This is a genomic window from Clostridium sp. (assembly GCF_018372875.1).
Classification (GTDB): Bacteria; Bacillota; Clostridia; order Clostridiales; family Clostridiaceae; genus Clostridium.
This window is the reverse complement of record NZ_JAHAIF010000003.1, coordinates 1-25,646: the sequence shown is the minus strand read 5'-3', so window position 1 is coordinate 25,646 and position 25,646 is coordinate 1. Positions and strand designations below refer to the sequence as shown.

The following is a 25,646-nucleotide window of genomic DNA, read 5'->3' as shown; positions in this document are numbered from 1 at the left end:
AACTACCTCCTTTTTAACCTAAAGAAGGAAGTACCTAAACTTCCTTCTCATATTTCAATACTATTTTCTTCTCATAGAAGCTTTAGCTTTTAATACTGCACACTTTTGGTCATTTTCTATAGTAGCATCAGCTTCAACATAACCAATTACCCCAGTAGCATATACATCTGCAAACTTTTCATTTAATACTTTTACTTCTACTTCTTTAGCAAATTTAACTACAACTGCTTTTGGGTCTACTAAGTAACCTAGAGCTTCACCAGTTAACATATCTGATACTACTACTCTTGCACCAAATAAAGTATTAGCAAACCCTCTTGAAGCATCTGCACATAGATATGGTTGTCCAACTGCATCCTTCATCTTTCTGATTTTACCAAATGTTTCTCTTGATACTATAAACATAGTTTCTTCAGGTCTAGCATATACTGCATTTTGTAAGTCTATAAGGTCATCTATAGCAATATCATCACCAGCACAATTTACAATGTTATTAGTAGTGCTGATACCAGCTATTTTACCAACTGTTCCAACTAAGATTTCTTTTTCTAACTTCTCAGCTATAGCTCTTGCAAGTCTATCTACAACATAACCAATTATGTCTAATTCAGTGTTGTTGATTAAAGAGTTTGATACTTTAACTAAAGCTCCTATTACATAGCTCTTTAATACTACTGCTTCGAAAGTTGTATCTGCTCCAGTAAATGCTGAACCTTCTTCTACATAGTTAGCTTCTGTAGCTGATGTTTCTTTGATAACTCTGTAGTTACCTTTAACATTTACCATTTGACATTCAGCTAATAATGGAGATATTTCTTTAACTTTTGCTACTATTCTTTCTGATACAGTTTCAGGAATTAATGAGCCATTATCTCCAGCTTGTAGGTTTCTGATTTCTCCATTTCTTATTGCATTTTCAAATGCTCTTTCTTCTTGTAATTGTAATTCTCTCTTTTCCATAACTTCTGTTACCTCACTTTTATTTATTTCTTCTTGAGTTTCTTTTACTGGTTCTAAAGCTCTAGCTTCTTCAACCATTTTTTCTTGTGAATTTATCTCTTCAACTTCTGCTTTTAAAGCTTCTAGTTCTGCTTTTTCTTCATCAGTTAAAGGTCTTTTTTCTTCTTCAACTAGAGCTAAAATTTCTTCAATTCTTGCTAAAGCTGAATTTCTTTTTTCAATTAAGTGCTTCATAAAACAAGCTTTCCTCCTATGTTTTTTTTAATTTTTTGCATCAAAAAAGCACCTAGTTCTTTATTAACTAAGTGCTTTCTATTTCTTATTCTTTTGTAACCATAACCATAAACTATAGTTTTCAATTAAACCTAAGTTTTGCTCAACAATTTCTTCTTCTACTTCATCTTCAGTTGTTACTTCTGTATCTTCTACATTTTCTTCAACTATTTCTTCTTCAGTAGTTTCTTGAATCTCTAAAGGTATTTCTCTTACCTCTAAATCTTCATCTTCTAAGCTTCTAATTTCAGCTAAACATCCACTATAAGCTGCTTCTCTATCTAAAATAGAAACTTCAAATAGCTCAATATCTTCTAGGTATCTTTTACATACACCGTTGACATTTTCTTTTGTTTGTTTTAAAGCTCTAAATCCAAAACTACACCCTTTAAGTAATCCTCTTTTAGCCTTTTCTATAACCTCAGAATCAGTTATAAAAGCTCTAAATCTTAATCCAATTGAATCTTCTTGTAGTTGTAAATTAGAGTTTGTATCTCCTAGTTCTCTATTCCAATCATGATTAAATAGAAGTTTTATGTTTCTTCTTTGAATAGCTCTCCCCATAACACCTTCACGAACAACTTCTATAAATTGCCCTTCTGAATCCCTTAAAGGTTTTGAAGGTCTTTCACTTACATTAATGTAACCTTCTAGATTTAAGCCATTTTCTCTAATCTCAATTTTCAATAGCTTGTCCTCCTTCTTCAGTAGGAGTATCTTTAATAGGAGTTTCTTCAGTTTCATCTAAATTTGTCTCGGTAGAACTATTGATATTGAATACTGTATTAGTATCAGGATTATAAAGAGTATCAGCTAATGATAATTTCACTAATCCACCAATATTAGGTATTCGCTTTAAGTTTTCTTTCTTTCTAACTTCATCAATAGAAAGAATTCCATTACTTAATGCAATTTCATAACTCTTCATTCTTTTCTCAAGGTCGGATTTCAATAGTTCATCTGTATCTATATCAAAGAAAATCTTTCCCTTTTCAGATTCAAACAATAAACTATTGTTTAAAGCAATCTCTAATTGGGATAAAATAGGATTAATAGTTGTCTTAACAAAGTTATTAAATACTTCATCTGAAGCAGTGCCATCCATTATAGATTTTGGTATATTTAATATCTCTGTAATAAGCTCACTGTTCGCTCTCTTATTATTATAAAGTTCCATATCTTTAGAACTTTGAGATACAGTAACAAAATCCATACCATTTGCTAAAATCATAGCATTATTGTTATCGGAATAAAGTTCTTCCCAAGCACTCTTTAATGCTCTCATAGCTTCCTCTGATAGTGGCTTTGGAGATTTAAGAACTCCACGATTTACTCCACCTGAGTAACTAATACTCTTTTCTCTTTTCATACTAGTTAGCATTGTAGATAATAACTCTGAGTTATTGGCTATTAAACCTTTTCCTTGTATTCCATCTTTAGAATTTTGACAAAGATTTATAAAGTCATAAACTTCATAACTTCCACAAGTTCCAACTGTTATCTTTATATCCTTTTCTATAGGATTAAGATTTGAAAGAAAACCTATTTGACTTCTATCTACATAATGTAAAGATTCAATTACATTTCTATTTGGTTTCTTTTTTATATAGACAAATCCATTACCATCTAATAAGTAATCTTTTATAAGCGATTCCTTCATATGATAAGCTGACATAGTTTTCTCTGCTTGAAGATTTAATAGTTTTAATCTATTATCATCAGTAATTTCATTTACTTCTCCATCAACTATTTCATACATTTTAATTGGTAAACTAGCTATCAACCTTGAAATCATATTAACTCCTGAAGCTAATGTAGGTATTTGCATCACATTATCTCTAGTAACTACTATCTCAGGTTTTACACTATTACCAAGAAGCACATCTCTTAACTCTTTCTCAGTTTTATCAATTACCAAGTCACTATTTGAAGCTTCTCTTTTATTAAAACTAAAATTGAAAATTCCCATAATAAAAAATACTTCCTCCTTTCTTAAATTTTTATATGCTAAAAGACTTGAAAACAAAATTCATCTTCAAGTTCATTTATCAACTTATTATTTAATAGATACAGTGCATTCAATAAAGAAAATACCATATCTATCTTTGTAGATTTTGATTTCTTTTTATTAATATACTTAATATTATTAGTATCATAAGTACATTTACAATTGCTAAAGTTGATTTCTAGAAGGTCATTCTCTTCATAGAAGAATCTACCTTGTAGAATATACTGCTCTAGCATTTTAATAGGTTGTCCAAGATATTTACTATGCTGAGGGATTGCTACTGTAGGTATTCCAGCATTGTCTAACATCTGAGCTAATCCTGTCATATCTCTTTGGTCATATCCAAAAAGCTCAATATCTAATTGATACTCTTCTTTTATCTTTAAGATAAATTCAAATATCTCTTTGATATCAACAAAGATATCTCCAACTGGAACTGAATACTCTTTAGCATCCATTTCATAGTAATTTACTTTTTCTTCTCTAGTCTTTTGCTCGGTCTTATCTGCTGGATAAAAAGCAAAATTCTTTGAATATACTTCTCCATCTTCATAGCAGATGATACTAAAGCTTGTATTATCTCCAGTACGAGCCATATCAAACCCACAAAATACTTTCTTTCCATAGAAGTTAAAACTATCTTTTTCTATCTTGCACTTCTGTAGGTCTTGAAGATTTATATATTCTTCACCTATTGAACCACTTAACCAAATATTTAAATGCTTGGTTTTAAATGAAGTTAACTTAGCTCCACCAATATCTAGTGCTTTCTTATATTCTGATTCAAGATATTCTCTTCCTGAATCTAATGTAGCTTGTAATGGATTAGCTTTCATTATTTGCTCAACTGTTAGACAATTCTCTTCTGCAGATTTTAAGTCTTGTTCATCTAGACTATATAACATAGCAAATAGTTTCTTATCTTCTGTAACCCCATCCAATACCCTCTGAGCATATGAAGTCCACTCTAGAAATGGATTCGTAGTATTGGGATAAGAAGTTGAAATTAAGATTAATAATCTATTTTCTACACTTAACATTCCTGAAGCCATAGATTCTATTAGCATACCATCCTTAGAAGCTCCACATTCATCAATACAAGCTCCTGAAACTCTTAAACCATCTGTTGTATTATAATCACTGGATAAAGCCTTAAGAGTATTATTGTTAAGCTTACACTCAATCACATCTCTTTTAATATTAAAATGCTTCTTTATAGCTGGTGAACTATTAATAAGCTTAGATGTTTCATTAAATACAATCTTTGCTTGTTCTCTAGTATTTGCACATAGATAAAACTCTGAATATTGTGGTTCTAACAACATCAGCAATATCATAAACAAACCTGAATTTACTGATTTACTGTTCTTTCTAGCTATCCATAATAAGCAAACTTCATATCTTCTCTTATTGAAATTAGATTTCTCTTTCCAGCAGAATATATTAAGCACCAAGAAATATTGGTAGCCTACACAACTTTCATATAAAGTCTTTCCAGCAACTGCTCCCGTAGCGAACCTAATCAACATCATTAGCTTCATTATTTTCGCAGCCATTTTCAAATCGAAGATATATTCAATCTTATCTTGATTATTTATTTCATAGATGAAATTAGCACATAGAATCCTAATGTACTTATTAACACATCTATTTTCAGGTTCACAAACCCACAAGGCATAAAGATAAGCTGGTGATAATTTAAATTCTTCTAAAGTCATTAATATCACCTACTCACTTAATATTTTAAGTAGCTCATCTTCATTATTAGCTTGTGATTCTGCAGTTAATCTAGCTAAGTTAGCTCTACTACTTGGACTAAGTGCTAGTTCCCTACAACATCTAGCAAATATACCTTCAAAGTCTTTCAGAATTGTGATACAAGGGTTCTTAACCAAATCACCATTAGCTCTAGTAATAACTTGTCCATACTTCCTGATATTCTTTCTCGCTTCCCTAATGTTTACTACTGCATTAGCACATAGCTTTAACATTTCAATATCGAGATTATTTAATATTCCAGTATCTCTAAGCTCATTTACTAAAAATAAATAAACTTCCTTCTCAGCTTGAACTAAATCACTTGGAGCTTGATATACTAAGTTATCAGAACCTTTTAACTTGTTCTCAGCTTCTCGTCTAGCTTCAATTTCTTCATTTGATAATCCAAGAGTTGCAACTGATACTGGTTTTGATTTTTTAGCCATACTTTACCTCCAATCTTTAGTTTTTAACTTGCAAAACTCCATCTTAATCTTTCTCCATGTAACTCTCCAGCATATTTTGCTTTATTGTTACAACATTGAGAGATACTTGTGATAGAAGTGTTGTAATATTTACTAGCTTCTGTCATAGATTTAAAAATCTTATTATTATTTAAACAAATAACTTTTTTACCTATTCCAACACTTAAATTCTTTCTAGTTAATGAATTATTCATATTTTCCTTAGGTGTAACCCATCTAAGATTCTCAACTCTATTATCATTTTTAATAGTATTAATATGGTCTACTTCTCTTTTGCCTTCAGGATTGTCTAGAAAAGCTTCAGCTACTAATCTATGTATTTTTTTATTATATCTTTTTCCACTTTTCATTAGATGAACACCATCATACTCACCTTGAGCAAAAGTTTTTAAGATTTTATCTCTTTTATTCATAACTCTTCCCAAACTACTAATTCTATACAAGCCCTCAAATCCAACTACATCTCTCCAAATTTCATTTGTCATTTGTTATCAACATCCTTTCCTATTCTTAAGCAATAAAAAAGAACGTTGACCGATTATTGGTAACTTGTCCTGATAATCGCACGTTCTATAAAAAATCTCATAAATTGAAAATGTCTAAGTTATTGGGGGCATTACCTTTAGCTTTACTACTATTTCTACTGCAACCAAACCTAAGGGGGGATATATCCCTATATCAAATTAAATTTTCTTTATTTTCTTCAATAAATTTTTTAATTTCTTCAAATGATTTTAATTTATTTTTATGAATCAAAGAATGATGACAACTACTACACACTGCCAATAGATTATCCCACTCTAACCTCTTGCTCCACTCCTCTCTTACCTCTGTTAAGTGATGCACCTCATTTGAATAGTTAGGTACTACTCTAAATAATTTACACACCTCACATTGATAAAGAACATCTTTCTTTTTCTGATTAGAAAGTTTAATCCATTCATAACTTGTGTAGAACTTATTCTCTTTTCTCTGTAATTCTGTGGTATTTGTATTTGCAACTTTCTTCCTACATTTGTAATCATGATGATGAATCTTGTTGCATATCTTACAAACTCTAAGCATAAAAAATCACTACTCCTTGTTTTCTATACCCATCATCAATTTAAATAGCTATCTTAAATTAAACGTACATATTTAAAACAAGCATTGCTACTATACTCTTAATCATTAATACTTCTTTTTCTGTTAATGGATTATTTTTAAAATATTGTTTCATGTTTTCTTTTCTCTCCTTTTTCTACTTAGCAATATAAGACTAGAATGAATCTAGCCTTATAAAACTTTGAATAATAGATAAGGAAATAACTTTTATCCTTTAAGTGATAATCCATTCTATGTGATTACCAGTAATATAAAAAAAGCATCAATATATAAATACTGATACTTTAAATACCTCTAACAATTAAAATTTCATTGTGCATATCTTGCTGAGCTAGTTCTATAACTTTTCTTCTTTCCTCAAGCTCTAACTCTTCTTCTTTTATCCATCTATCAATCTTTTTAAATATATGCTCTTGACCTTTTGAAGTAACCATTGTCTTTTTGCTTAGTCTATTTCTTCCATAAGCATCTTGATATGGTATTTCTATAAGTTCTAGCATATCTCTATCAATAGCATATTGAGATGGTAATTTTTCTGATTTACCTTTACTTTTATTTAAGTAACCTCTCTTAAGCAATAACTCCATTAATCTAATCTTACTTATCTTAAACTTGTTATCACTTATCACTTTAGCAAACTCTTCTAAAGTTATTGATTCTTCTGAAGCACTAACCCTATTAGCAAATGCTACTCTTGGTGCTTGTTCCTCTAACTTAGCTTCTAATGGTGCTACTGCTTCAGCTATTTCTATTTCAGATAATCTCTTTGCTCCTTGTATTGCACCTTGTCCCCCATCATATATAGCTAATATACATTGTTGCTTTTCTGATAATTGTGGCACTTGATTTCTTAGAGCTTGTTCCATCTTATTGAATCTCTCTACATATTTTGCAGTAAATAATATACCTTTTTCACCTTGTTGCTTATTACCTAACATTTCACAACCCATTTTAGTAACTAAGTAACATTTATTTGTTTTTCCACTTGCATCTTTGTAACTACTTTCCATGAAGTAATCACTGACGTGGAAATTCCCCTTTAGTAAAATTGGTATTAAACCTAAGTTTTTTCCACTCCCTTGAATGTCTTTTAATAAAGTGGAATGTTCCTTGCCTAACATTTCTGCAACTTCTCTACTATCAATAGTTGCTACATTATAATTTGTTACATTGATTAAATTGTTCATATTGTCCTCCATTTAAAATAATTAAATTTGATAGTATTTTCTCGTTCTACTATCTTAAGCTAAGATTCCAGCATTAACTGGAAGCCTAACCCTATCAAATTTAATCTAAGATTGCTGAGGATAAAGCATATCTTAGCTTAAAATAGTAGTATTTGAATATAAAAAAAGAGCATATCCTCTCGACATTCTCTCTTTAATCTATATATTTCCACTGATATCCACCAGCAGTAGCTCTTAATTCTCTGCAACACTTAGCGACATTAGAATAATCAAATCCATCATCAGCAACACTTGCCAAGGATTCGAAAACCTTAACCACTTGTCCATCTAAAATTTGAACAACTTTTCTTTTTCTTCTATTGTTATAGTTCTCTAGGTTTTTACAACAGTAATTAGTTTTAGTTTCATAAGCCATTACTTTAACTTTACCTCATATCCATCTATAGCTAATAAATTTAAAAGTTGATTACTAAGTAGAAATTTAGATATATCTGCTACCCCTAAGTTCTTAGGTGTATTCTTATTTAAGTAATCAATGAAATCTGTTATAACCTCAGGATTAATTTCAACTCTTCTACCCTTTTCTACTTCTGCTATAATACAACCTCTGATATTTCTAAGTCTTTTTGCTCTTTCTAATATTTCTTTATTGTTCTCCATAAATAATTCTCCTTACAAAATTAAAATTGAGCTTTTGATAAATCAGATGCTCTAACTGATACTTTGCAATTAGCAAACTAAACAATATTTAATTTTAAAGGAGTTCTGAAATTAACACTTTAAACAAAAGAAAAAATAGACTAGGTGCAACTGAGGATTTCTCCTTTCGTTTACTAGTTGCACTATAGTATATATTAAAAATAGCTAATGCTATCTTAATTCAAATTTAAAAGATTTCAAAAATAACAAACATTCATTAGAAACTAAATGCCCATATCTAGGTATAATAACTTCCTGAAGTAAATCATTTTTAATTCTAATCAAATCTTGATATGCTTTATCATAATCTTCAGTTAGACCCCCTGAGTAATTCTTTCCTTCAAATTTAACGTTACCTTTATACTTTTGCGAACAAGTCACAAATTGAGGTTTAGCATCTTGTAGTATTCTATTAAATTCATCAGGTATAAAATATACTTCTCCATCTTTAGTTAAGTAGACATAGTATCTAGTGTCAGCTACTTCACTTTTCTTTAAATAGTTAGCAAAATAAAGCCAATTGTAATATTTTACATCAAGCTTTAATCCTTCGGTAAATACTTTCTTATGTAAATTACAAAATTTTTGATAATTTGCTGGTTTACACCCATTCACACTCTTTGGAAACTCTTCATTTTCATCTAAGTTTATGTTTGGTATATCCTTCATAATAAATTTTGTGGCTTTCTTCTTGATAACTTCTTCCTTTTCAGGAGTATCAATTTTATAATCACCAAGAGTTTCTGTTAGCTTTTCTAATCTATCATGTAATATCTCACATACTAAAATTAAACTTTTATTCTGAGCCTTATGAGTAGGAAAATTAAAAGCCTTAACTATATCACCTCTAACTTCTTGAGGTAAATCATAATAAGAACTGAAACTAGATATGTAATCTATAGAATTTACTATAGCTCCTTGAACATCATCAGAATCTAAGATTTGTTCGATAGATTGCTTCTCTAATAGCAATTCAATAATTTTACTATTTCTCGTACCAAATTGTTCAATAGCCTTCTTTCTTAATTTATCTTCAATTCTTTTTCGATACCTTGGTCTACTAGTAGCACAAGATATATCCAATGGATTATTAAGATACTTCTTTTCATTATCAGTTAATGAAACCTTGTTATCTTCTATCCATTTTTCTATTTGTAATTTAGAATTTTCTTCAATAAATAACTCATTTTCATCAAATGCTACTGCTTCAATTACATCTAGAATTGTAGCTTCTCTACCTTTAAATTCTATCGTATTAAATTCATTGAAGTTTTTAATATCAATATTTATTCCATTTACATTAGCACAAATAGCTCTATCTTCTACCTTATCAGTTTTATACTTCCACTGTTTACATTTCTTTTCTAATAGTTTGTATAATCTTGCACTTTCGATATCTGTTTTTGTTTCACACTTTTCACTACAATGTAAAAATAATCTTATAAACTCTTCTTCTGTCATGAAATTCTTTTCTTTTAAGTAAATCATCATTTCTAAAATGATAGAGGCCACAACCTGAACCACATCTTCAAATTGGACTATAGAATCATTTCCTACTAATTTTCTACCGATTAACTTAGCTAATCCCTTAACTTTCTTATTGTTAGTTCTGATTGTACAGTTTATATCTGCATAAACATCATCAGCACCAACTATATGTATATAAAAAATTTCATTAAAGAACTCTTCTATTATCTTTTTATCCATCATTGTTTCTGTCACCTTTCCTTTATCTTTTGTAAAATGAAAAAGAGCCAGTATCTCTACCAGCTCGGTGTTTCCGTTCCAATGATTAACCTTGCACCATCACAAGATAGATATTTTATATCTCTTTTCAGCCTTATAATTGGAGTTATTTTTATGGCAAATAAAGAATTTCTGTCAAGAATTGTTATAATACAAGACTGAAAACAAATATAAAGAAAGATTGAGGGATTAATCTTAATCCCTCTAAATTTAATCATGAAATTAAAAGCTTTAAAATTAGAGATATTCACCTCTCACAACGGTTGCCGAGCTCGGCTCGGCACTACTTCAAATATTTGACTATTGAAGCTATTAATTGAAGGTGTTCTCCCTTGTAGCCAAAGTGCGAAGCGCGACATCTTCCTATTGCTTCTGTTTGAATGGTAAAAAGGACAAAAAAATAGTGGGTAGATATCCATTTATAGATATCTACCCACTTTATTTTAAACTCTATCTTTCATTATTGGAGCTTGAAAACTGCGTTTTCAACCTCTCAGCTCACTTTTCACTTATAAACTTTCTCTCGCTATGCTCGTTCAAGTTTAAAGCTCCAAAGTTTCGCTGGTTAGTAATAGTGATTCTAAAAAGTTGTACATATGACTACTCATATAATATTAACAATTTATATAATATATGAGTACCTAAATGTACAACTTTTTACAAGACAATCTTTATATATCTTTCCATTAACATATCTATATTAGATAAAAAATTAGGTTCGGCTTCCCCTAAATATATTCCTTCTCCAAACTCTAAATTATCTTCAATTTTCTTTACTGCTGAATTATGCTTTGATAAAAAAGTTAATTTCATTTTATTAAAAAATAAATCATTTAAACTTTTCATCTTTTCACTTTTCTCAAATTCATCTATAGCTTTCTTAATTAACCTATCACTACTGACTATTTCATACCCACTAAATGAACTCTTAAAATTTTCTATTCCTTTATCTTTTATTAATTCTGCTACCTTTGAATTAAATACTGGAATTAAATTTCTATTTTCTATTTGAAGAAAATTTGAACAACCTAATGAAGTCATAACACTTTCTTCAATATCTAATATTATTTTTTTCTCTTCTATTGTAGGTTTTCTTAAAGTATTATCTTCACCAACTATTATTTTACCAAAATCATAATCAATGATTCTTTTACTTTTCATTGATTTTAAACAACGGTCTATTATTCTTTTTGCTTCAGCTTTTGTACTTCTTTTGAAACTTCTTGCTAATAAATAATCTACTGACATTTCTACACTACTAACTTTAAGCTCTTTAAAGTTTTCATTAACCATTCCAACTGTTTCACTTATATTTCCTAATGAAAAATATAAAGTATGGTCTTCTGAATTGTTAATTGAATGTATTATTAATGCTTCAACTAAGCTAGAATAAACATTATTATCACTTCTGCCATCTTTCTTTATTAATTGATTTTCATAAACTTCATCAATAATAATCTTATTACCTTCTTTATGCCATTTGCATATTGTATCTAGTTCTTTAAATTGAGCTATCTTAGTGTTTCCAGTAGCAACTTTCCACCCAATAAACTCACATAATCCTTTGTAATTTTTAAACACTTGTCCATTCTTTAACATAATATAATTTCTCCTTTGTTTTTATTTCTACTTATTGTTTTCTTTATTGATTTCATTCTCTAAAGCTTGTCTAATTAGCTCTGAAAGTTTTATCCCTCTTTTATCTGCTTCTCTCTTATAAAAATCTTTTTCTTCTTTTGATACTCTTAAATCAATTCTTTCTAGCTTCATACTCTTCTCCTTTGTGTGTACTTTATTATTAAAAAAATATTGGTTAATTACCTTGTTGAGATATTATCCGTTTTTAATGATTCAAAACGTAAAAAAAGCTGGTACTTTTTTAGCACCAGCTTAAATATTTTTTAAACTTCTATTCCTTTAATTTTTATAGTTCCACTTCTTTTCCCTATTATCTTATCACCAACAACTATTGTTCTTCCTAGATATTCAGGTCTTATATATTCTTCAAATAGAGTTCCTAAAGCAAAATCATTATCCATTGCAAATACTCCAGTAGCAGTTTGCTTAATTGTAACTACATCAGGAATATAGTTGACCCCTTCATAAAATCTAAATCTAATTTGAGTATCCTTTTCTTTGATTTCTCTATTTAGTCTTTGTAGCTCTTGCTCTGATATTTCATTATTGAAAAATATTTCTGCATCTACTTTTCTTTTAACTACTTTATGAGGTTTAAATAGGTTAACAACTCCATTTTCATCCTCAACTAGAACTTCTATTGTATCATTAGCTTTTAACATATGATTTAAAGCATTCCAGTGATAGTCAATTATAAATCTTGAGTATTTGCTTGAGCTTTTTCTTTCTGCTAATGATAAAAAGTAATTAAGTGCTACACATACTTCTTCTACTGTATGAAATCTATAAACTGAATCTACAAATTTTCTTTGCTTCAGATTTATCTCATCCATCATCTGCTTTTTATCATTATCATCATAAACTGATACCCACTCTTTATTACCTTCATCATCAATTTCAACTTCTTCTTTTCTTCTCAATTCATTAAAATCTCTAATGAATTGGTCATAGCTCTTGACTATCTCATTACTTAAGAACATAACCTTTTGAGAGTCTACTTTGAACTTAGCATTAGCAAATATATTAGCCATTGTAGTTGGACTATCTTCTGAGTAAGCTTTTCCTATTTTTTTTTCAAAGAAACCTTTAAGATTATTAGCTTCTCTTATCATATATCTGCTGATAGTTGATAATTCATTTCTAGTATTTGCATAAGTATAACTATCTTTATCAGGAAGCTCTCTAAAGAACATAGGTCTATTCTCAAATCCATCAGTAAATGCTTTCATTTCTTCTTTAGGTATTTCAAGCATTAGTTTAGGAGAATCTATTGATGCCATCTGTAGCCTTACTCCCTCGCATAACTTAGCTTCATATCTATAAAACTTATCAATTATATGTTTTTTTTGAACTTCTACTGGAGCATAATCTAATCTAGCTACAGTATTTAAATAACTATTAAGTTCAGCTTTTTGCTTTTCAGTAAGAGCATAATAACTATCTACACCAAACTTTTCTTTTATTATTTCAGCTCTACTTAAAGCTTTGTTATAAACTGAAAATTCTAGTGTTTGACATATATCCCCTATTGTACTTGAAGTCATTGCTAAGTTTCCTATTAAATCTCCTGAAACTTTTAAATTGCAATATGTTAAGTTTTCATCATTCAATAAGAAATATTCTCCTTGTTTACCATCATCAGTATTAATAAATAATCTGTTATCTTTTGGTGGAATAATTCCATTCATTATAATCTCATTACTAGTTACCAAATTTAGGTCGCCATCGAAATCTTGTCCGCTCTTTCTAAGAGATTCTATACCTCTTTGATTATAAACTAATACCTCATTGTTTAAATTACAATATTTATCATACATAGGAGTTTCAACTAATGTTTCATTTGATAGTTCTTGTGGATGTGCTAATGGATAACGTATTAATGCTCTTTTACCAACTTCACCTTTACAGTAGAATTGACTTGGAGCTAGTCCACCTTTAACTTCATTTAAACTTTTTAATTGATTCTTGGCTTTTGTTTGAGCTACACAATAATCTAAGAATAGTAATTGGTCAGGTGCTACTATTTTAAAAGAGGAATCTTTTATAAATACCTTCCCTGAAGCAATGAAATCTCTTTTCTTTTTCAACATATCTACTAGAGATTTTTTAACTGGTGCTACATTTATAAAATGGTCAAAGTTTGCAGTTAATAACTTTTGTATTTTATCTGCTTTGTTGATACCCCTTAAGTCAGCTAACTCTTCTACTTCTATATCATCATCTTCAATATCTGATTGTGGTTGCTTATCTGTATCTATTATTACCTTTAAAAACTCTAAAACTGCTTCTTTCTCAAATCTAGCAACCTTTTCTAAGAAGTTTCTAGTTGGTTCAGCTAGTTCTGCATATTCATCAGCAGTAATTGAAGTCATATTAATCATTTGGTAGCTTGTAGTTGCTATTTCTTTAGATTTTTCTTTAGCAAACTTTGCTACATAAACAACATCACAAACTTCTGAATAGCCATATTGTTTTCTTAACTCTTTATATTCTTCTAAAGACTTTACCCATTTGTGCCACTTCATACAAGATTCATTAATGATTATACTATTATGAGTAACTATCCTAGTCGTTCCCCATTTATCTAGTATAACAAAGTTACCATTTTTATCTTTAGCTTCAGGATGATAATCTTCTAGATACTGAAGTATATTTACATTTGTTAATAATCCCTTACTAGCAAGACTTCCTCTAAAAGTTATCCATGCTGGTGCATAAGATAATCCTAAGCTTTTTCTAATCTTCTCAAAGAATCCATTTCCAGCTATTCCAGCACCATCAAAAGCAGTAACATCTATTTTGAAGTTATCTTTATCTACTAGTTTACTATTTTCAAATATCTTTATATTTTTGAAAACTGAATAATCAATATCTTTTACAACTATCAAATCTTCAAGGTAGTTTATATCAGTTCTATATGTTCCAGTAAACCACAGTGCCCATCTAGCAATGATGTCTTTATTTATTGATATTGGTTTTTGTAGTAATAAATTATTTGCTGGATTCATTAAACCAACTGACATTATCTCTTCTACTTTTTTTATTTCATCTGCAAAACTCTTCATAATGTAATATCCTTCATTCTTTTTCATTTGAGCTGGTGTAGCTTTATAGAATTGATATTCAACTCCATTGATAAAGATATTGTACTTTCTTTCCATTGATAAATCAGTAACTTTTACAATAAATCCAAATTGCATTTCATCAATTAATTTTACTTTCTTTGTTGCTGATAATACATGATAGAAAGGACATTCATCTACCATTATTGTTTGTGTACCCTCATTTCTTGCAAGTGAATACTCCATAATTTCAAATCTTAATTTCTTTTTCATAATAAATACCTCTTTCTTTCTTAATTTTTCTTTTGATTTTTATAATTTACTTACTATTTTCTTGAATAGCTTTTTTAATCATTAGCTCAATGACTTTGCTCATGTTTTGTCCATTAGCTTCACATTGCTCTTTGAATTTTTGCTTTATAGCATCATCAATTCTTAGAGTAATTACTGAATTTTTGTTCATAATAAATCTTCTCCTTTTTCTTTTTTATTGTTTATACTTGTATATACATAGTGGGTAAAAAAATATTTGTGAAAATACCTTCTCACTTTATATTGTAAATTTTTTAGGCTTTTGACCGTAGTTATATTTACCCCTTCACTATATATTGTGAAAAAACACCAATAATTCGGGGAGTTAAAAATATTTTCATGATATTAATCCGTTAATAGTCATTCAAAACGTAAAAAAGTTGATGAAATAAATTCATCAACTTAAATAAAAATATAATTTTATTATTAATTTTAAATTTTTCCAATACTTAAAGCAAAAACAATTTTACATTTTATCCTACTTATAGTAAACTTACGATATATTATCATAAAGATACAAAATCTATTTGGGAGGTAACTATGCAAACATACAAAATTAGCGATTCAGATTATGATATAATGCCTAAATTTACAACAGAATTAGCAAAAAAGGGTTTAATTTTTAAACCTAGTGCTACATCAAATGATAAGGGTGGACTATTTATAAATGTCGACTATAGTCATACCACTGAATTTGAACTATTATGTGCTAACAAAGGAATTCACATAACTAAACTTTAATTCTAAAAAAAGAGTTACTATAAAACTAAGTAACTCTTTTTTACTATTTGATTTTTTATTTTATCTTTTTTACTGGTCTAACATCATACATTTTGGCTTCATTCCACGATATCAAAGTATTTCCACACTTTTCACATTTCTCTGAATCCCTATCTCGCATAGGAATCTTCATAACATAAATATCATACTCTTCTCCACATCCTTCACATTTTACCCTTTTATAATGACTCCAACCTGACATTAACTTTCCCCCCTAACTAATAAATTTACATTTTCCTTTTTTATTATCCTAATATAAAAATTCAATTTCATCTAATCGTAAAACTGAAAGTTATCAGTTCCTTGATGTATTTTCCCACTCCATTTTTTCTCCACTATCATGTGCTATTACTTGAAGTCTTCTTTCTGCGTACCATAATTCACTTTTATCTTTCAAGGTAAAATATTTCACAACAATATCATCTCTATTTAAAACTGTTATAAATTTAGAGCCACTTTTTCCATTATAATATTGTACCATTCTATGATGTATTCCACCATAAATAGCTTTTCCAATTTTCTTTAATTGGTTATTTTCATATAAAGCATAAATTGCACAAAACGTATATTTTCTTTTAGTTTTAGCTATTTCAGATAATTTTTTTGTATCTACAATAGCATTTTTATAGCACTTATTCACTTCTTTTTCAAAATCAAAAGCTTTATTTGACATTTTAACTTTACCTTTCAAATTCTAATTTATCTCTTGGTTAATAATGTAATACTAACATATTTTACAATTTAATTCTAACAATAACTAAAATTCATCTTTTATAGAATAAAAAACTAGAAGGTTATATTACCATCTAGTTTTTTATCATATTAATATTTTATTTGCAATTATCACAAGTTGAACTATTCCAAGCTCTTCCCTTAAAGTTTCTTTTACACTTCTTGCACATACAATTAAATCTTTTATTTTTTGCCCTTTCACTCATCTTTTTTCTAGTTTCTTCTGAGTGTTTTTTACCATACATGGGATTCTTTTCTCCCTTTATTTTATCACCATTTCCCCAATTAGGATTATCTTCTCCTTTTCGTGTCAAGCTATATAATATCCTAGTTTCATCACTATGCTTTCTTCCTAAATTGAAGTGTTGAGTATGTTTATATTTCTCTTTTATTGTGTTACTAATTTTCTTTCTTACCTCTAATGGTATAGTCTTTCCTTTGTTGTATTCACTCAATTTTCTTTTAACTTCCTCCGAATGACTTCTTCCATACATACCATTATTTTGTTTGATACTTAATCTAATTTTGGCTTTATCTGAAATCAGTTTTTTAGTTTTTTCATTGTGCTCTTTCCCAAAAAACGGATTTAATTCTCCAACTCTTAATCTTGCTTTTTGACTTAGTATTTCCTTTACCCTTTTAGTATGTTTTTGTCCATAAAAGGGATTCTTTTCACCTCTTATTTCTTCGCCTTTTCCATACTTAGGATTTAATTCTCCTGATTTAAAAGGATTGCCATCTCCTCCATCAGTCACATTAGTCAATCTAAAACTACTATTTTCTCTATAGTATTTAATTAGTTCTTTCTCTTTTTCATATGCTTCTTGCTCAGTTAGATTTTCATATACTATTCTACTTTTGCATTCATGTGTATTCAAATAGTCCATAAAGTATTGATTTCTACCACTTAATTGGCAATACCTATTCCTAATACCTTTTCCAACATAAAATACTTCTCCAGTTAATACATTAAACCATTCATACACATAATATTTTCTATTCATTTGATACACTCCTTAGTCAAAAAAATCTATAGCGAATCAATAAGTATTGATTAAGTAAATACCTAATATAGATTTTTTTTATAAGGCTAGAGAAAACTCTATTTCTTATAATTATATTTTACCATTATAAATGATTTTTATTACACTAAAATGAAAATTGAATTTTAATAAAAAAAGAAGCTCCATTAACTGAAACTTCTTTTGAATCTAATTGATATTTTATTTTAATAATATTCTAACCTATAAATCAATTTTATTATCATTATTGTTGAACTCAGTAATGCTAGCTATTTTTATCTTGTTAGAATTATTCATACCATTTAAAATTACTATGTTATGATGCTTTCCATGTCTAATACTTGGATATTTAATTGCATCAAATCCTAATTGTTTAGCACAATCTGCAACAAACCTAGTAAAAGTATATTGTGGTTTATACCATCCCTCCCCTTCTTTTGGCGAACTAAGTAGTGATGACCACGAAATAATATTCAATACACTACCCCAATCATCCTCTAACTCAATTAAATCCAAAACTTTTAGTGGACTAGTAATATTTACTTCTGCAAGAGCTATCCCTTGACTTGGTTTTCTCATTTCATAAAAACTAGTAAGTGGACTATCTGCTAAATATATAACTGGATTACCAGCATGATTATATCTACCTTCTTTAACCAAATGCTTAGGAGCACACTTTAAATCATTTTCGTGATACTCTTTCTCTCGTTCTAATACTCTACCCCGATAATACTTCTCTTTAATATGAACAGACTCTACTTTTTCAGAAATCTTCTTTATCTCACTATAAACATCTCGTGCTAATGGATGAGATAAAAGTAAAAATGGCGTTTCACTTGCTAATTTATCTATTTCTTCTAATTCCATTTCAAATCCATCCGGCAAATCAAAAGAAAAGTTATATGGCCAAAAAGAATTCCATATTGGATTTTTGCAACGTGGACACTCTATATTCTTAATTAAACGTAAATATTCTTCTTCATAAAAAAAATCTTTAAGCATTGACCCTTCATAGAAAGATTTTATATCTATACATACCTTCTGAAAATCTTCGTTTCTTGAATATGTAGCAGGCCACTTATTAATAAAATTATTATAACAATCCTCACAACAAGCAATATCTGCTGAAAACCAAGACTCTAATTCATGATAAAAAATCTCACAAAATGCATCAATTAATTGTGATTCACTTAATTCAAAAAATCCTTCATACTTTGGCATAGCTATTCCCCTCAATATCCTTCATAAATAAAACTATATTATTTTACTGTAATTTTAATTATCCTTTATAGTATGACAACGCAAACCTACCTACAGTTTGCGTTGCAAACCAATCAAAGGCAAAACCAACTGGAGCACCTACTAATGGCACCATTTTCATAAAACTTGTTAATGATTTCTCCCCAGCTTTAGTTATAATTTTCTGACCAACAACTTTCCATATTTTTATCATGACATCTCTAGTGATATACTTTTGAATGGCTTTTTTAGTAACACTTTTTGATACTTCAATACCAATCCTTTTCAGTGCCTCTTTAGCTGAATCCCCTGCTAGAATAATATATAAATCAGTTTTCAAATCTGTTGTATCCTTTGTATGTCCATAGACATAAGCAATAGAAAAAGCCATTGAAGCTTGAATTCTCCACGAAGAAACTAAATCTACTGGAACCGATACTGGTAACGTTATTAATCCACCTACACCTGTAATTGCTCCAACAAGTCCATTTTTAATAGATTTTCTATGTAATATTTTTTTTGCTAATTCATCACAACTAATCCCCTTATTTTGCTCACGTAATTTATCAACATATGATTCTATAGCAATATGGTCTGTAGATATCACATAATCCATTACTAATTCTAATCCCTTTTGCATATCTTCTTTTGATGGTAATTTAACTTCCATATCCTATTCCTCCATAACGCCCTATTTATCTCTTAATCTTATACTATTACATCAACATACTTTCCCATGATTTTCTATAACTCAATAATTTTCATCTTTTATTACATAAAAAAAGCTCCACTAACGGAGCTTCTCTTAAAACAATTTTTATATTCCTATACAGAAAGAAGATTTATACTGTAAGCATCACTCCCCAAATCTTTTATCTTATTTTAACTTCACCACTGGCTACCATTTCTCTAAGAGCGTTATTACAGTTATCTATCAACTCCCCCAATTGAAAACTAGTTATTAATTCATTATCGACATAAAGTAATCCACTTTCATTTTCTCCCTCTTCTAACTTTATACAACCAAATTCAAATCCATCTGATTTTATTCCTCTTTTTGCAAGTCTATTACTAAAATTTAATTCAAAATAGAATTGATTAGGGATTATTATAGTTTCATCTTCTCCAAACTTAATACCATTCATATTATGTACCTTTTCACAATAGCTTATTTTTTCACATTTACTATTTGCACATTTCATTATAAGCACCTCATTTTCTTCTATTCCTAAACTCTGCCCAAACAACTTCAACAAACATCACTAAAGATGTGATTGCAACTTGTCCACTATATTCATTTACAAATGGTTCTACGTATTTTTTCATATTTCTATTTTTTATTAGAGTTTCAGCGTAATTTCTCCTTAAGCTTTTGTTTGAACATATTGAAAATGTTTTATCTTTTAGTATATATTCTTTCAATTCACTTTTCAATAACTCCAACTTTTCTTGACGTTCAATTTCCTTTTGCTCCAAGATATCCTCATAATTTTCTTGTAAATACTCTATTGTATCTTCTGCATCTAAAAGGTTAATTTCTTCGTGCCAATAATCATTCTCTAAGACACAAACTAAATTTTTTTCAAAAAAGGTAGATATATTTAGTATTACTGGTCTTGTAAAATCTATAGTTTCAACTCTCTTGTTGTGCTCTTTTATTTCATTCTTGATTAACTTATAAACATCTTTTTCTATTTCTTCTTGAGCTTCATCACTAATTATAAATTCTTCTTTATCAAGAAAGACGTAATTAAAAAATAAATTTTTGATACCGTTTATTTTACAAAACTTTATCAAATCATTTACTTCTTTCATAACTATAGAATCATCATTTATTTTTGGGTTTTGTCTCACCTCAAAAAGATTCAACCCTTCATCTTCTATTAGTTTTATTAATTCTTGTTCTTGTACCATACAATCCCCCATTTCCCCTTTATAACTATATATACTATATTTTACCACAAACATTTCATTTTATAAAACTAATCTTTTATTTATAAAAAAGAAGCTGGAATAAATCCAACTTCTAAACTGCTATATGTAGCTTATTGTATCTATACTTGCTATATCCTTTTGAAACTCTAACCCTTTCTTTAACTCTCTAACCAATTTAACAATATTGTTTTTTAATATCTTCTTTCCTCTATCATCACTATTAATCATGCCAACAAGCTCATTTGGTAATGTTATTGTCAGCTTATTATCTTCTTTGTCTTTTTCTATTCTCTCAATTTTACTGTTGGCATTTAATCCTTCCATTTGTTCCTTTGTTAATCTCTTCCCTAAAAATTCTTCTAAATTCATGATTACTACTCCTTTTTTGTTCTTAATACTAAGATTTGTTGCTCTAAGTCCAATATGTTTTCAAATATATTTAAAATTTCTTCTTTCTCTCTTTCATCTAATAATTTTCTAATATTTTCAGATACTAGCCTTGTAAGTTGTTCCAATTCATTTTGAATACTTACTAATTCATTCTTCTCACTAATCATATAATATCACCTTGTTATATTTTTAGATTTTAATTACTTATCAATCATATTTTTATACATTTGAATTATTTTAAAATCTTAATCTCTCCACATTTCCTTTTTCCACTTGTGAAGTCCTTGCCATGTTGGTTCTATTCCTTTTATTTTACATTCCTCAATATATTCGGTTAAAATATATATGCTCATCTTTTCAACTCCTTATTTACTTGGAGCTTATCTTTTGATATACTTATCTTGCTTAGGGATTGGGTATATTTATTGATATGCTCTTTCTTTTTTTATTTTAAATTAATCCTAATTGCTTCTCTGCATAAATCATATAAAATTTACTACTATATTGAGTAGCCATTGCACTAGCGTAATCTATATCATTCTTTGAGTAAAAATTTAAAGTATTCTTTATTATTGGTGCTAATTCCAATCCAGCTAATAATGTTTTTTCTATACATTTGATTAAAAATAACTTAGCAGTTTTTGGCTTCTCTTCTAAAACAATATCAACTATTGTTTCATCTATATAAGCTACTCTATCTAATAACCATTTCGACAATTTAAAAGTCTTTGATTTTTCAAAAGCTTTAGCTATCTTTGAATTATTAGGATGTTGTTTTACTTTGACTTCTTCAACATCATCTATAGTAATTTGCACTCCTGATTCTTTACAATCACTTACTATAATTGGCTTTATAGCATTGTCTTTAGTTTTAAATTTTTCTTCAACTGGAATTTCTAAATTATCTTCATCAGTTGAATTTTCTTTTTTATCAGAATCAATTTTTTCAATAAAGAATAAATGTTTTTTGATGTAGTAATGGCTCTTATTACCTTTAACCTTAACCACTTCGATATATCCTTTTTCTTTTAATCCTTTAATCATTTTAGAAATTTTACTTCTCCTAGAGGTAGAACACTCTGATAGTAGAACTTCATATGTAGGATAACTATAACCATAAGTTACATTGTGGTATTTGATTAGAATTGTAAGTAAATATTTTTCTTCAAGTGTTAAGTTAGAATCTCTATGAATTGAATTAAGCGATTTAAAAATATCTTTTACCATTGTGTTTACCTCCTTTCGATTTATTTTATGAACTAAGTATAACACAGATTTACTTCTGATGCAACATCAATTTGCAATCTTATTGCATTTTTCATAAATCAATGTTATAATAAATTTCATTAAAGTTAATAAAATCAATACCTTAGGAGGTTTATATATGAGTGAAAATACTAAGAAAAAAGGTAATACTGCACGAATACCTGAAGGTAAAAAAAGAGTTGTAATAACATTAGAGAATGAAGTTGTGGAAGCTATTCAAAAAGTAGCTAATGAAAATATGAGAACTGTATCTAATGAAATTGCATTACTGATTAAAGAAAAATATATGAATACTAAAGAGTAGGTTTTAAAATAACTTACTCTATTTTTTATACTTAGCAAATAGAAACTTTAGTTTCTCTATTAGCTAATAATATAAATAAAGAAAAAAAGTAATTATATGAAATAATTATATCTAGTCCTAAAAATAGGACTTTCAAATTTCCCAAAAGTGGAACTTCTAAGTATTTTCAATGCACTTTAATATAAAAACCAGCTATATCTATTGATATAACTGGTTTTAACTTATCTTTGTATCAATTATCTTTTAGGTTGTCATTAAGTTACCTTAACTATTATATCTATCTTTTCATAGTTTCTAGTGGAGAATAGTTCATATATTTTTTTCTTAAATCCTCATCTTGTAAATCCAAATATGCCTTTTCCGTAACCGAAACACTACTATGACCTAATATCTTAGATAAAACGAAAATAGAACCTCCATTAAGCAAAAATCTTCTACTAAAGTTATTTCTCAATCCATGTGGAGTTATATTTTTATCTATTTTTGCTCTAGATAGATAACCTCTAAAATTTCTTTCAAAATTTCCTTGTTCAATCTTTCTATTGGTTCTTTGAGTCGGAAATAATAAATCACTTTCTTGTATTACATCTTTAAACTTAATCCATCTTTGTAATAGTTTCTGCATTTCATAACTAAAGAAAACTACTCTATCTTTTCTTCCCTTTGTTATATCTCCATCAAGAAATATTGTACATCTAAACAAATCTATATTTTCAAGTTTTAGTTGTAAAGTTTCCCCTAATCTCATTCCAGTATCAAAAATTAAATTGATAATCGTGAAATCTCTAAATTCATGAAACTTTGATAAGTCTAATACTTTAATTAACTTTTTATATTCTTCATCTGTCAATTGTTCTTTTGGTCTTCTATTTATCTTCAATGATTTTATTGAATGAATATTAGTCTTTTTAACTAAATTGTTTTCTTCTGCATATGTAAAGAAAGCTTTAATATTTCTTAGATAGCTATTAATAGTAACATCTGATATTTCTTTACCTACATCATGTCTTTTATCTATATTTGCTTTTTCTATTCCAGCTTCGCTAGATGCAAAACTATACTTTCCTCTATCTTTGGTAAAGGCTAGATAATCCTCTACTACTTTTTTATTGACCTTTTTTATATCTGTTATTTCTAGTTCTTCTTCAAGGTATTTTGCAAAAAGCATCAAAGTTTGATGATAAGATTTTATAGTTTTTAATCTTAAATTTTTATAACTGCAATACTCTAAATATTCTACAATTATACTATTAATAGTTTTTGTTTTAATAATTTTTGGCACAAAAAATCACTCCTAATCATAAATTGCCAACCTATGAATTAGAAGTGATATATGTTGTATATTTATTGGTTTGAAAACTCCATTTTCATACCTCCATTATTGATGTTGGTTGGCTTAGGATTTTTCAAATTTGGCTCTATTACTGCAATTAAGATACTTTATTCTTTAATCTTAATTTATCAGCTATAATTGCTATAAATTCTGAATTAGTAGGTTTTCCCTTTTCATTATGAACAGTGTAACCAAATAACTTATTTATAGCATCAACTTGTCCTCTACCCCAAGCTACTTCGATAGCATGTCTTATAGCTCTTTCAACTCTTGAAGCAGTTGTGTTATACTTCTTAGCTATTGATGGGTATAATTCCTTAGTAACAGCTGATAATAATTCCATATCGTTAACAACCATAGTGATTGCTTCTCTTAAATACATATATCCTTTAATGTGTGCTGGTACACCTATTTCATGAATTATGCTTGTAATTTCAGTTTCAAGATCAATAGGTCCTCTGCTAGTTGCAGCAGCTTCTCTTTCAACAACTTGAGTTGAAACAGATCTTCTCTTAGTTTCAACATCTTGTGTATTAAACATCTCTCTTATTCTCTTTGTAAATATATCCATATCAAATGGTTTTACTACATAATAATCAGCACCTAAAGTTATTGCTTGTTGAGTAATCTTATCTTGTCCAACTGCAGATAATACAATTACTCTTGGCATTTTATCTAAATCCATTCCATTTAATTTTTCTAAAACTCCTAATCCATCAAGATGTGGCATTATAATATCTAAAACTACTAAATCAGGTTTCTTTTGTTGAATTAACTCCAATGCTTCCCTACCATCTTTCGCTATACCTGTTACCACTATATCCTTTTGGTTTAATAAATAATCATTAAGTATGCTGCAGAATTCTTTGTTATCGTCAGCGATTAATACTGATATTTTTGAATCTTCCATGCTTTTCTCCCCTTTTATCCAGTTTTTTACCAATGTAATTATTAATTCGCCATTTATTTATTAATTCTTTTTTAAAAAGAAAGTTTTCACTAAGACTTCATAATTGCATTATTATAATATAAATTCGACATTCCTTAAAAAATTCCTTTTTAACTATAGGATGTATTACCTAAATTATAAATTTTTTTAATCTTAGTATACACGGTTTATTAATATTACTTTAGTATATAATATTCTTCTTTGTTTTTAAATATTATAATTATATCTTCCACTATTTGTAAATTATACACCATATTTGCATCTTCGTAAATACTTTTATCTAAAATAAATAAATATTTTTACATTTATTGGTAATTATTTCTATTCTTTACTTCCTATTTACACTCTATTAATAGGATTTCGTCAAAAAGGGGCTGTCGCACTAAATAATTAGTGCGTAGCTCTTTTTTTGTAAAAAAAATAAATCCCAAACTCTACGAGTTTAGGATTTATGATAAAATATT

At 28.4% G+C, this 25,646-nt stretch carries 29 protein-coding genes; 2 read left to right on the top strand and 27 right to left on the bottom strand.

Features of this window, described 5'->3' with window-relative positions; translation table 11 throughout:
• Nucleotides 1–60 precede the first annotated feature (60 nt).
• From KIB46_RS01855 to KIB46_RS01785, 15 genes are all read right to left on the bottom strand, one after another.
• Nucleotides 61–1,194 (bottom strand): phage major capsid protein, encoded by a 1,134-nt coding sequence (locus KIB46_RS01855; protein WP_291670396.1) that lies wholly within the window; start codon nucleotides 1,192–1,194, stop codon nucleotides 61–63.
• Between the two features lie 78 nt (nucleotides 1,195–1,272).
• Nucleotides 1,273–1,920: an HK97 family phage prohead protease gene (locus KIB46_RS01850; protein WP_291670393.1), complete on the bottom strand. Its 648-nt coding sequence runs from the start codon at nucleotides 1,918–1,920 to the stop codon at nucleotides 1,273–1,275.
• The gene (locus tag KIB46_RS01845) at nucleotides 1,910–3,202 is read right to left on the bottom strand and encodes a phage portal protein (protein WP_291670392.1); all 1,293 of its coding nucleotides are present in this window, start codon (nucleotides 3,200–3,202) and stop codon (nucleotides 1,910–1,912) included. The genes KIB46_RS01850 and KIB46_RS01845 overlap by 11 nt, the downstream gene beginning before the upstream one ends.
• Nucleotides 3,203–3,240: 38 nt before the next feature.
• On the bottom strand, nucleotides 3,241–4,959 hold the full coding sequence (locus tag KIB46_RS01840; RefSeq protein WP_291670390.1) for a terminase TerL endonuclease subunit: 1,719 nt from the start codon (nucleotides 4,957–4,959) through the stop codon (nucleotides 3,241–3,243).
• Between the two features lie 9 nt (nucleotides 4,960–4,968).
• Nucleotides 4,969–5,445, bottom strand: a complete 477-nt coding sequence (locus KIB46_RS01835; protein WP_291670388.1) for a phage terminase small subunit P27 family — start codon at nucleotides 5,443–5,445, stop codon at nucleotides 4,969–4,971.
• 23 nt (nucleotides 5,446–5,468) lie between these two features.
• Nucleotides 5,469–5,969: an HNH endonuclease gene (locus KIB46_RS01830; RefSeq protein WP_291670386.1), complete on the bottom strand. Its 501-nt coding sequence runs from the start codon at nucleotides 5,967–5,969 to the stop codon at nucleotides 5,469–5,471.
• Between the two features lie 193 nt (nucleotides 5,970–6,162).
• Entirely contained in the window at nucleotides 6,163–6,549 is a 387-nt protein-coding gene (locus tag KIB46_RS01825) for an HNH endonuclease (RefSeq protein ID WP_291670384.1), read from the bottom strand.
• A gap of 323 nt (nucleotides 6,550–6,872) precedes the next feature.
• Nucleotides 6,873–7,775, bottom strand: a complete 903-nt coding sequence (locus KIB46_RS01820) for a phage regulatory protein/antirepressor Ant (protein WP_291670382.1) — start codon at nucleotides 7,773–7,775, stop codon at nucleotides 6,873–6,875.
• Between the two features lie 193 nt (nucleotides 7,776–7,968).
• Nucleotides 7,969–8,190: a hypothetical protein gene (locus KIB46_RS01815; protein WP_291670380.1), complete on the bottom strand. Its 222-nt coding sequence runs from the start codon at nucleotides 8,188–8,190 to the stop codon at nucleotides 7,969–7,971.
• Complete coding sequence (locus tag KIB46_RS01810) at nucleotides 8,190–8,435, bottom strand: hypothetical protein (protein ID WP_291670378.1); 246 nt, start codon at nucleotides 8,433–8,435, stop codon at nucleotides 8,190–8,192. The genes KIB46_RS01815 and KIB46_RS01810 overlap by 1 nt, the downstream gene beginning before the upstream one ends.
• Before the next feature lie 210 nt (nucleotides 8,436–8,645).
• Nucleotides 8,646–10,184 (bottom strand): hypothetical protein, encoded by a 1,539-nt coding sequence (locus KIB46_RS01805; protein ID WP_291670376.1) that lies wholly within the window; start codon nucleotides 10,182–10,184, stop codon nucleotides 8,646–8,648.
• 693 nt (nucleotides 10,185–10,877) lie between these two features.
• Entirely contained in the window at nucleotides 10,878–11,819 is a 942-nt protein-coding gene (locus KIB46_RS01800) for a hypothetical protein (protein ID WP_291670374.1), read from the bottom strand.
• Nucleotides 11,820–11,846: 27 nt separating this feature from the next.
• Nucleotides 11,847–11,990: a DUF6290 family protein gene (locus KIB46_RS01795; protein ID WP_291670372.1), complete on the bottom strand. Its 144-nt coding sequence runs from the start codon at nucleotides 11,988–11,990 to the stop codon at nucleotides 11,847–11,849.
• A 131-nt stretch (nucleotides 11,991–12,121) separates the two neighbouring features.
• On the bottom strand, nucleotides 12,122–15,193 hold the full coding sequence (locus tag KIB46_RS01790; protein ID WP_291670371.1) for a hypothetical protein: 3,072 nt from the start codon (nucleotides 15,191–15,193) through the stop codon (nucleotides 12,122–12,124).
• A 46-nt stretch (nucleotides 15,194–15,239) separates the two neighbouring features.
• A complete protein-coding gene (locus KIB46_RS01785; protein ID WP_291670369.1) occupies nucleotides 15,240–15,383 on the bottom strand; it encodes a type II toxin-antitoxin system RelB/DinJ family antitoxin in 144 nt (47 codons plus the stop codon).
• A gap of 389 nt (nucleotides 15,384–15,772) precedes the next feature.
• Between KIB46_RS01785 and KIB46_RS01780 the strand changes: the two genes are divergently transcribed.
• The gene (locus KIB46_RS01780; RefSeq protein WP_291670368.1) at nucleotides 15,773–15,973 is read left to right on the top strand and encodes a hypothetical protein; all 201 of its coding nucleotides are present in this window, start codon (nucleotides 15,773–15,775) and stop codon (nucleotides 15,971–15,973) included.
• Between the two features lie 55 nt (nucleotides 15,974–16,028).
• On the opposite strand, the gene KIB46_RS01775 is transcribed toward KIB46_RS01780, so the two are convergent.
• From KIB46_RS01775 to KIB46_RS01730, 10 genes are all read right to left on the bottom strand, one after another.
• Nucleotides 16,029–16,214, bottom strand: coding sequence for a hypothetical protein (locus KIB46_RS01775; RefSeq protein ID WP_291670366.1), 186 nt, complete (start codon nucleotides 16,212–16,214; stop codon nucleotides 16,029–16,031).
• A 93-nt stretch (nucleotides 16,215–16,307) separates the two neighbouring features.
• Nucleotides 16,308–16,685: a hypothetical protein gene (locus KIB46_RS01770; RefSeq protein WP_291670364.1), complete on the bottom strand. Its 378-nt coding sequence runs from the start codon at nucleotides 16,683–16,685 to the stop codon at nucleotides 16,308–16,310.
• A gap of 157 nt (nucleotides 16,686–16,842) precedes the next feature.
• A complete protein-coding gene (locus tag KIB46_RS01765) occupies nucleotides 16,843–17,748 on the bottom strand; it encodes an NUMOD3 domain-containing DNA-binding protein (protein ID WP_291670363.1) in 906 nt (301 codons plus the stop codon).
• Between the two features lie 240 nt (nucleotides 17,749–17,988).
• A complete protein-coding gene (locus tag KIB46_RS01760) occupies nucleotides 17,989–18,987 on the bottom strand; it encodes an RES family NAD+ phosphorylase (protein WP_291670361.1) in 999 nt (332 codons plus the stop codon).
• A gap of 58 nt (nucleotides 18,988–19,045) precedes the next feature.
• The gene (locus KIB46_RS01755) at nucleotides 19,046–19,675 is read right to left on the bottom strand and encodes an EcsC family protein (RefSeq protein ID WP_291670359.1); all 630 of its coding nucleotides are present in this window, start codon (nucleotides 19,673–19,675) and stop codon (nucleotides 19,046–19,048) included.
• A gap of 202 nt (nucleotides 19,676–19,877) precedes the next feature.
• Nucleotides 19,878–20,207 (bottom strand): hypothetical protein, encoded by a 330-nt coding sequence (locus tag KIB46_RS01750; protein ID WP_291670357.1) that lies wholly within the window; start codon nucleotides 20,205–20,207, stop codon nucleotides 19,878–19,880.
• Between the two features lie 10 nt (nucleotides 20,208–20,217).
• Nucleotides 20,218–20,919, bottom strand: coding sequence for a hypothetical protein (locus KIB46_RS01745; RefSeq protein WP_291670355.1), 702 nt, complete (start codon nucleotides 20,917–20,919; stop codon nucleotides 20,218–20,220).
• 120 nt (nucleotides 20,920–21,039) lie between these two features.
• Complete coding sequence (locus KIB46_RS01740) at nucleotides 21,040–21,309, bottom strand: hypothetical protein (protein ID WP_291670353.1); 270 nt, start codon at nucleotides 21,307–21,309, stop codon at nucleotides 21,040–21,042.
• 5 nt (nucleotides 21,310–21,314) lie between these two features.
• Complete coding sequence (locus KIB46_RS01735) at nucleotides 21,315–21,497, bottom strand: hypothetical protein (protein WP_291670351.1); 183 nt, start codon at nucleotides 21,495–21,497, stop codon at nucleotides 21,315–21,317.
• A gap of 283 nt (nucleotides 21,498–21,780) precedes the next feature.
• Nucleotides 21,781–22,557 carry a helix-turn-helix domain-containing protein gene (locus KIB46_RS01730; protein WP_291670349.1) on the bottom strand — a complete coding sequence of 259 codons (777 nt, stop codon included), beginning with the start codon at nucleotides 22,555–22,557 and terminating at the stop codon, nucleotides 21,781–21,783.
• Between the two features lie 157 nt (nucleotides 22,558–22,714).
• Here KIB46_RS01730 and KIB46_RS01725 point away from each other — a divergent pair, with 157 nt between their 5' ends.
• The gene (locus KIB46_RS01725; protein ID WP_291670347.1) at nucleotides 22,715–22,900 is read left to right on the top strand and encodes a hypothetical protein; all 186 of its coding nucleotides are present in this window, start codon (nucleotides 22,715–22,717) and stop codon (nucleotides 22,898–22,900) included.
• 277 nt (nucleotides 22,901–23,177) lie between these two features.
• On the opposite strand, the gene KIB46_RS01720 is transcribed toward KIB46_RS01725, so the two are convergent.
• Both KIB46_RS01720 and spo0A read right to left on the bottom strand, forming a co-directional pair.
• Entirely contained in the window at nucleotides 23,178–24,182 is a 1,005-nt protein-coding gene (locus tag KIB46_RS01720; protein ID WP_291670345.1) for a tyrosine-type recombinase/integrase, read from the bottom strand.
• Between the two features lie 148 nt (nucleotides 24,183–24,330).
• On the bottom strand, nucleotides 24,331–25,143 hold the full coding sequence (gene spo0A, locus KIB46_RS01715) for a sporulation transcription factor Spo0A (protein ID WP_156561236.1): 813 nt from the start codon (nucleotides 25,141–25,143) through the stop codon (nucleotides 24,331–24,333).
• Nucleotides 25,144–25,646 lie beyond the last annotated feature (503 nt).

Coding starts and splice junctions, on each gene's coding strand:
- KIB46_RS01855 (WP_291670396.1), bottom strand. CDS start 1,194: ATGAAGCACTTAATTGAAAAAAGAAATTCAGCTTTAGCAAGAATTGAA.
- KIB46_RS01845 (WP_291670392.1), bottom strand. CDS start 3,202: ATGGGAATTTTCAATTTTAGTTTTAATAAAAGAGAAGCTTCAAATAGT.
- KIB46_RS01840 (WP_291670390.1), bottom strand. CDS start 4,959: ATGACTTTAGAAGAATTTAAATTATCACCAGCTTATCTTTATGCCTTG.
- KIB46_RS01835 (WP_291670388.1), bottom strand. CDS start 5,445: ATGGCTAAAAAATCAAAACCAGTATCAGTTGCAACTCTTGGATTATCA.
- KIB46_RS01830 (WP_291670386.1), bottom strand. CDS start 5,969: ATGACAAATGAAATTTGGAGAGATGTAGTTGGATTTGAGGGCTTGTAT.
- KIB46_RS01825 (WP_291670384.1), bottom strand. CDS start 6,549: ATGCTTAGAGTTTGTAAGATATGCAACAAGATTCATCATCATGATTAC.
- KIB46_RS01820 (WP_291670382.1), bottom strand. CDS start 7,775: ATGAACAATTTAATCAATGTAACAAATTATAATGTAGCAACTATTGAT.
- KIB46_RS01815 (WP_291670380.1), bottom strand. CDS start 8,190: ATGGCTTATGAAACTAAAACTAATTACTGTTGTAAAAACCTAGAGAAC.
- KIB46_RS01810 (WP_291670378.1), bottom strand. CDS start 8,435: ATGGAGAACAATAAAGAAATATTAGAAAGAGCAAAAAGACTTAGAAAT.
- KIB46_RS01805 (WP_291670376.1), bottom strand. CDS start 10,184: ATGATGGATAAAAAGATAATAGAAGAGTTCTTTAATGAAATTTTTTAT.
- KIB46_RS01800 (WP_291670374.1), bottom strand. CDS start 11,819: ATGTTAAAGAATGGACAAGTGTTTAAAAATTACAAAGGATTATGTGAG.
- KIB46_RS01795 (WP_291670372.1), bottom strand. CDS start 11,990: ATGAAGCTAGAAAGAATTGATTTAAGAGTATCAAAAGAAGAAAAAGAT.
- KIB46_RS01790 (WP_291670371.1), bottom strand. CDS start 15,193: ATGAAAAAGAAATTAAGATTTGAAATTATGGAGTATTCACTTGCAAGA.
- KIB46_RS01785 (WP_291670369.1), bottom strand. CDS start 15,383: ATGAACAAAAATTCAGTAATTACTCTAAGAATTGATGATGCTATAAAG.
- KIB46_RS01780 (WP_291670368.1), top strand. CDS start 15,773: ATGCAAACATACAAAATTAGCGATTCAGATTATGATATAATGCCTAAA.
- KIB46_RS01775 (WP_291670366.1), bottom strand. CDS start 16,214: ATGTCAGGTTGGAGTCATTATAAAAGGGTAAAATGTGAAGGATGTGGA.
- KIB46_RS01770 (WP_291670364.1), bottom strand. CDS start 16,685: ATGTCAAATAAAGCTTTTGATTTTGAAAAAGAAGTGAATAAGTGCTAT.
- KIB46_RS01765 (WP_291670363.1), bottom strand. CDS start 17,748: ATGAATAGAAAATATTATGTGTATGAATGGTTTAATGTATTAACTGGA.
- KIB46_RS01760 (WP_291670361.1), bottom strand. CDS start 18,987: ATGCCAAAGTATGAAGGATTTTTTGAATTAAGTGAATCACAATTAATT.
- KIB46_RS01755 (WP_291670359.1), bottom strand. CDS start 19,675: ATGGAAGTTAAATTACCATCAAAAGAAGATATGCAAAAGGGATTAGAA.
- KIB46_RS01750 (WP_291670357.1), bottom strand. CDS start 20,207: ATGAAATGTGCAAATAGTAAATGTGAAAAAATAAGCTATTGTGAAAAG.
- KIB46_RS01745 (WP_291670355.1), bottom strand. CDS start 20,919: ATGGTACAAGAACAAGAATTAATAAAACTAATAGAAGATGAAGGGTTG.
- KIB46_RS01740 (WP_291670353.1), bottom strand. CDS start 21,309: ATGAATTTAGAAGAATTTTTAGGGAAGAGATTAACAAAGGAACAAATG.
- KIB46_RS01735 (WP_291670351.1), bottom strand. CDS start 21,497: ATGATTAGTGAGAAGAATGAATTAGTAAGTATTCAAAATGAATTGGAA.
- KIB46_RS01730 (WP_291670349.1), bottom strand. CDS start 22,557: ATGGTAAAAGATATTTTTAAATCGCTTAATTCAATTCATAGAGATTCT.
- KIB46_RS01725 (WP_291670347.1), top strand. CDS start 22,715: ATGAGTGAAAATACTAAGAAAAAAGGTAATACTGCACGAATACCTGAA.
- spo0A (WP_156561236.1), bottom strand. CDS start 25,143: ATGGAAGATTCAAAAATATCAGTATTAATCGCTGACGATAACAAAGAA.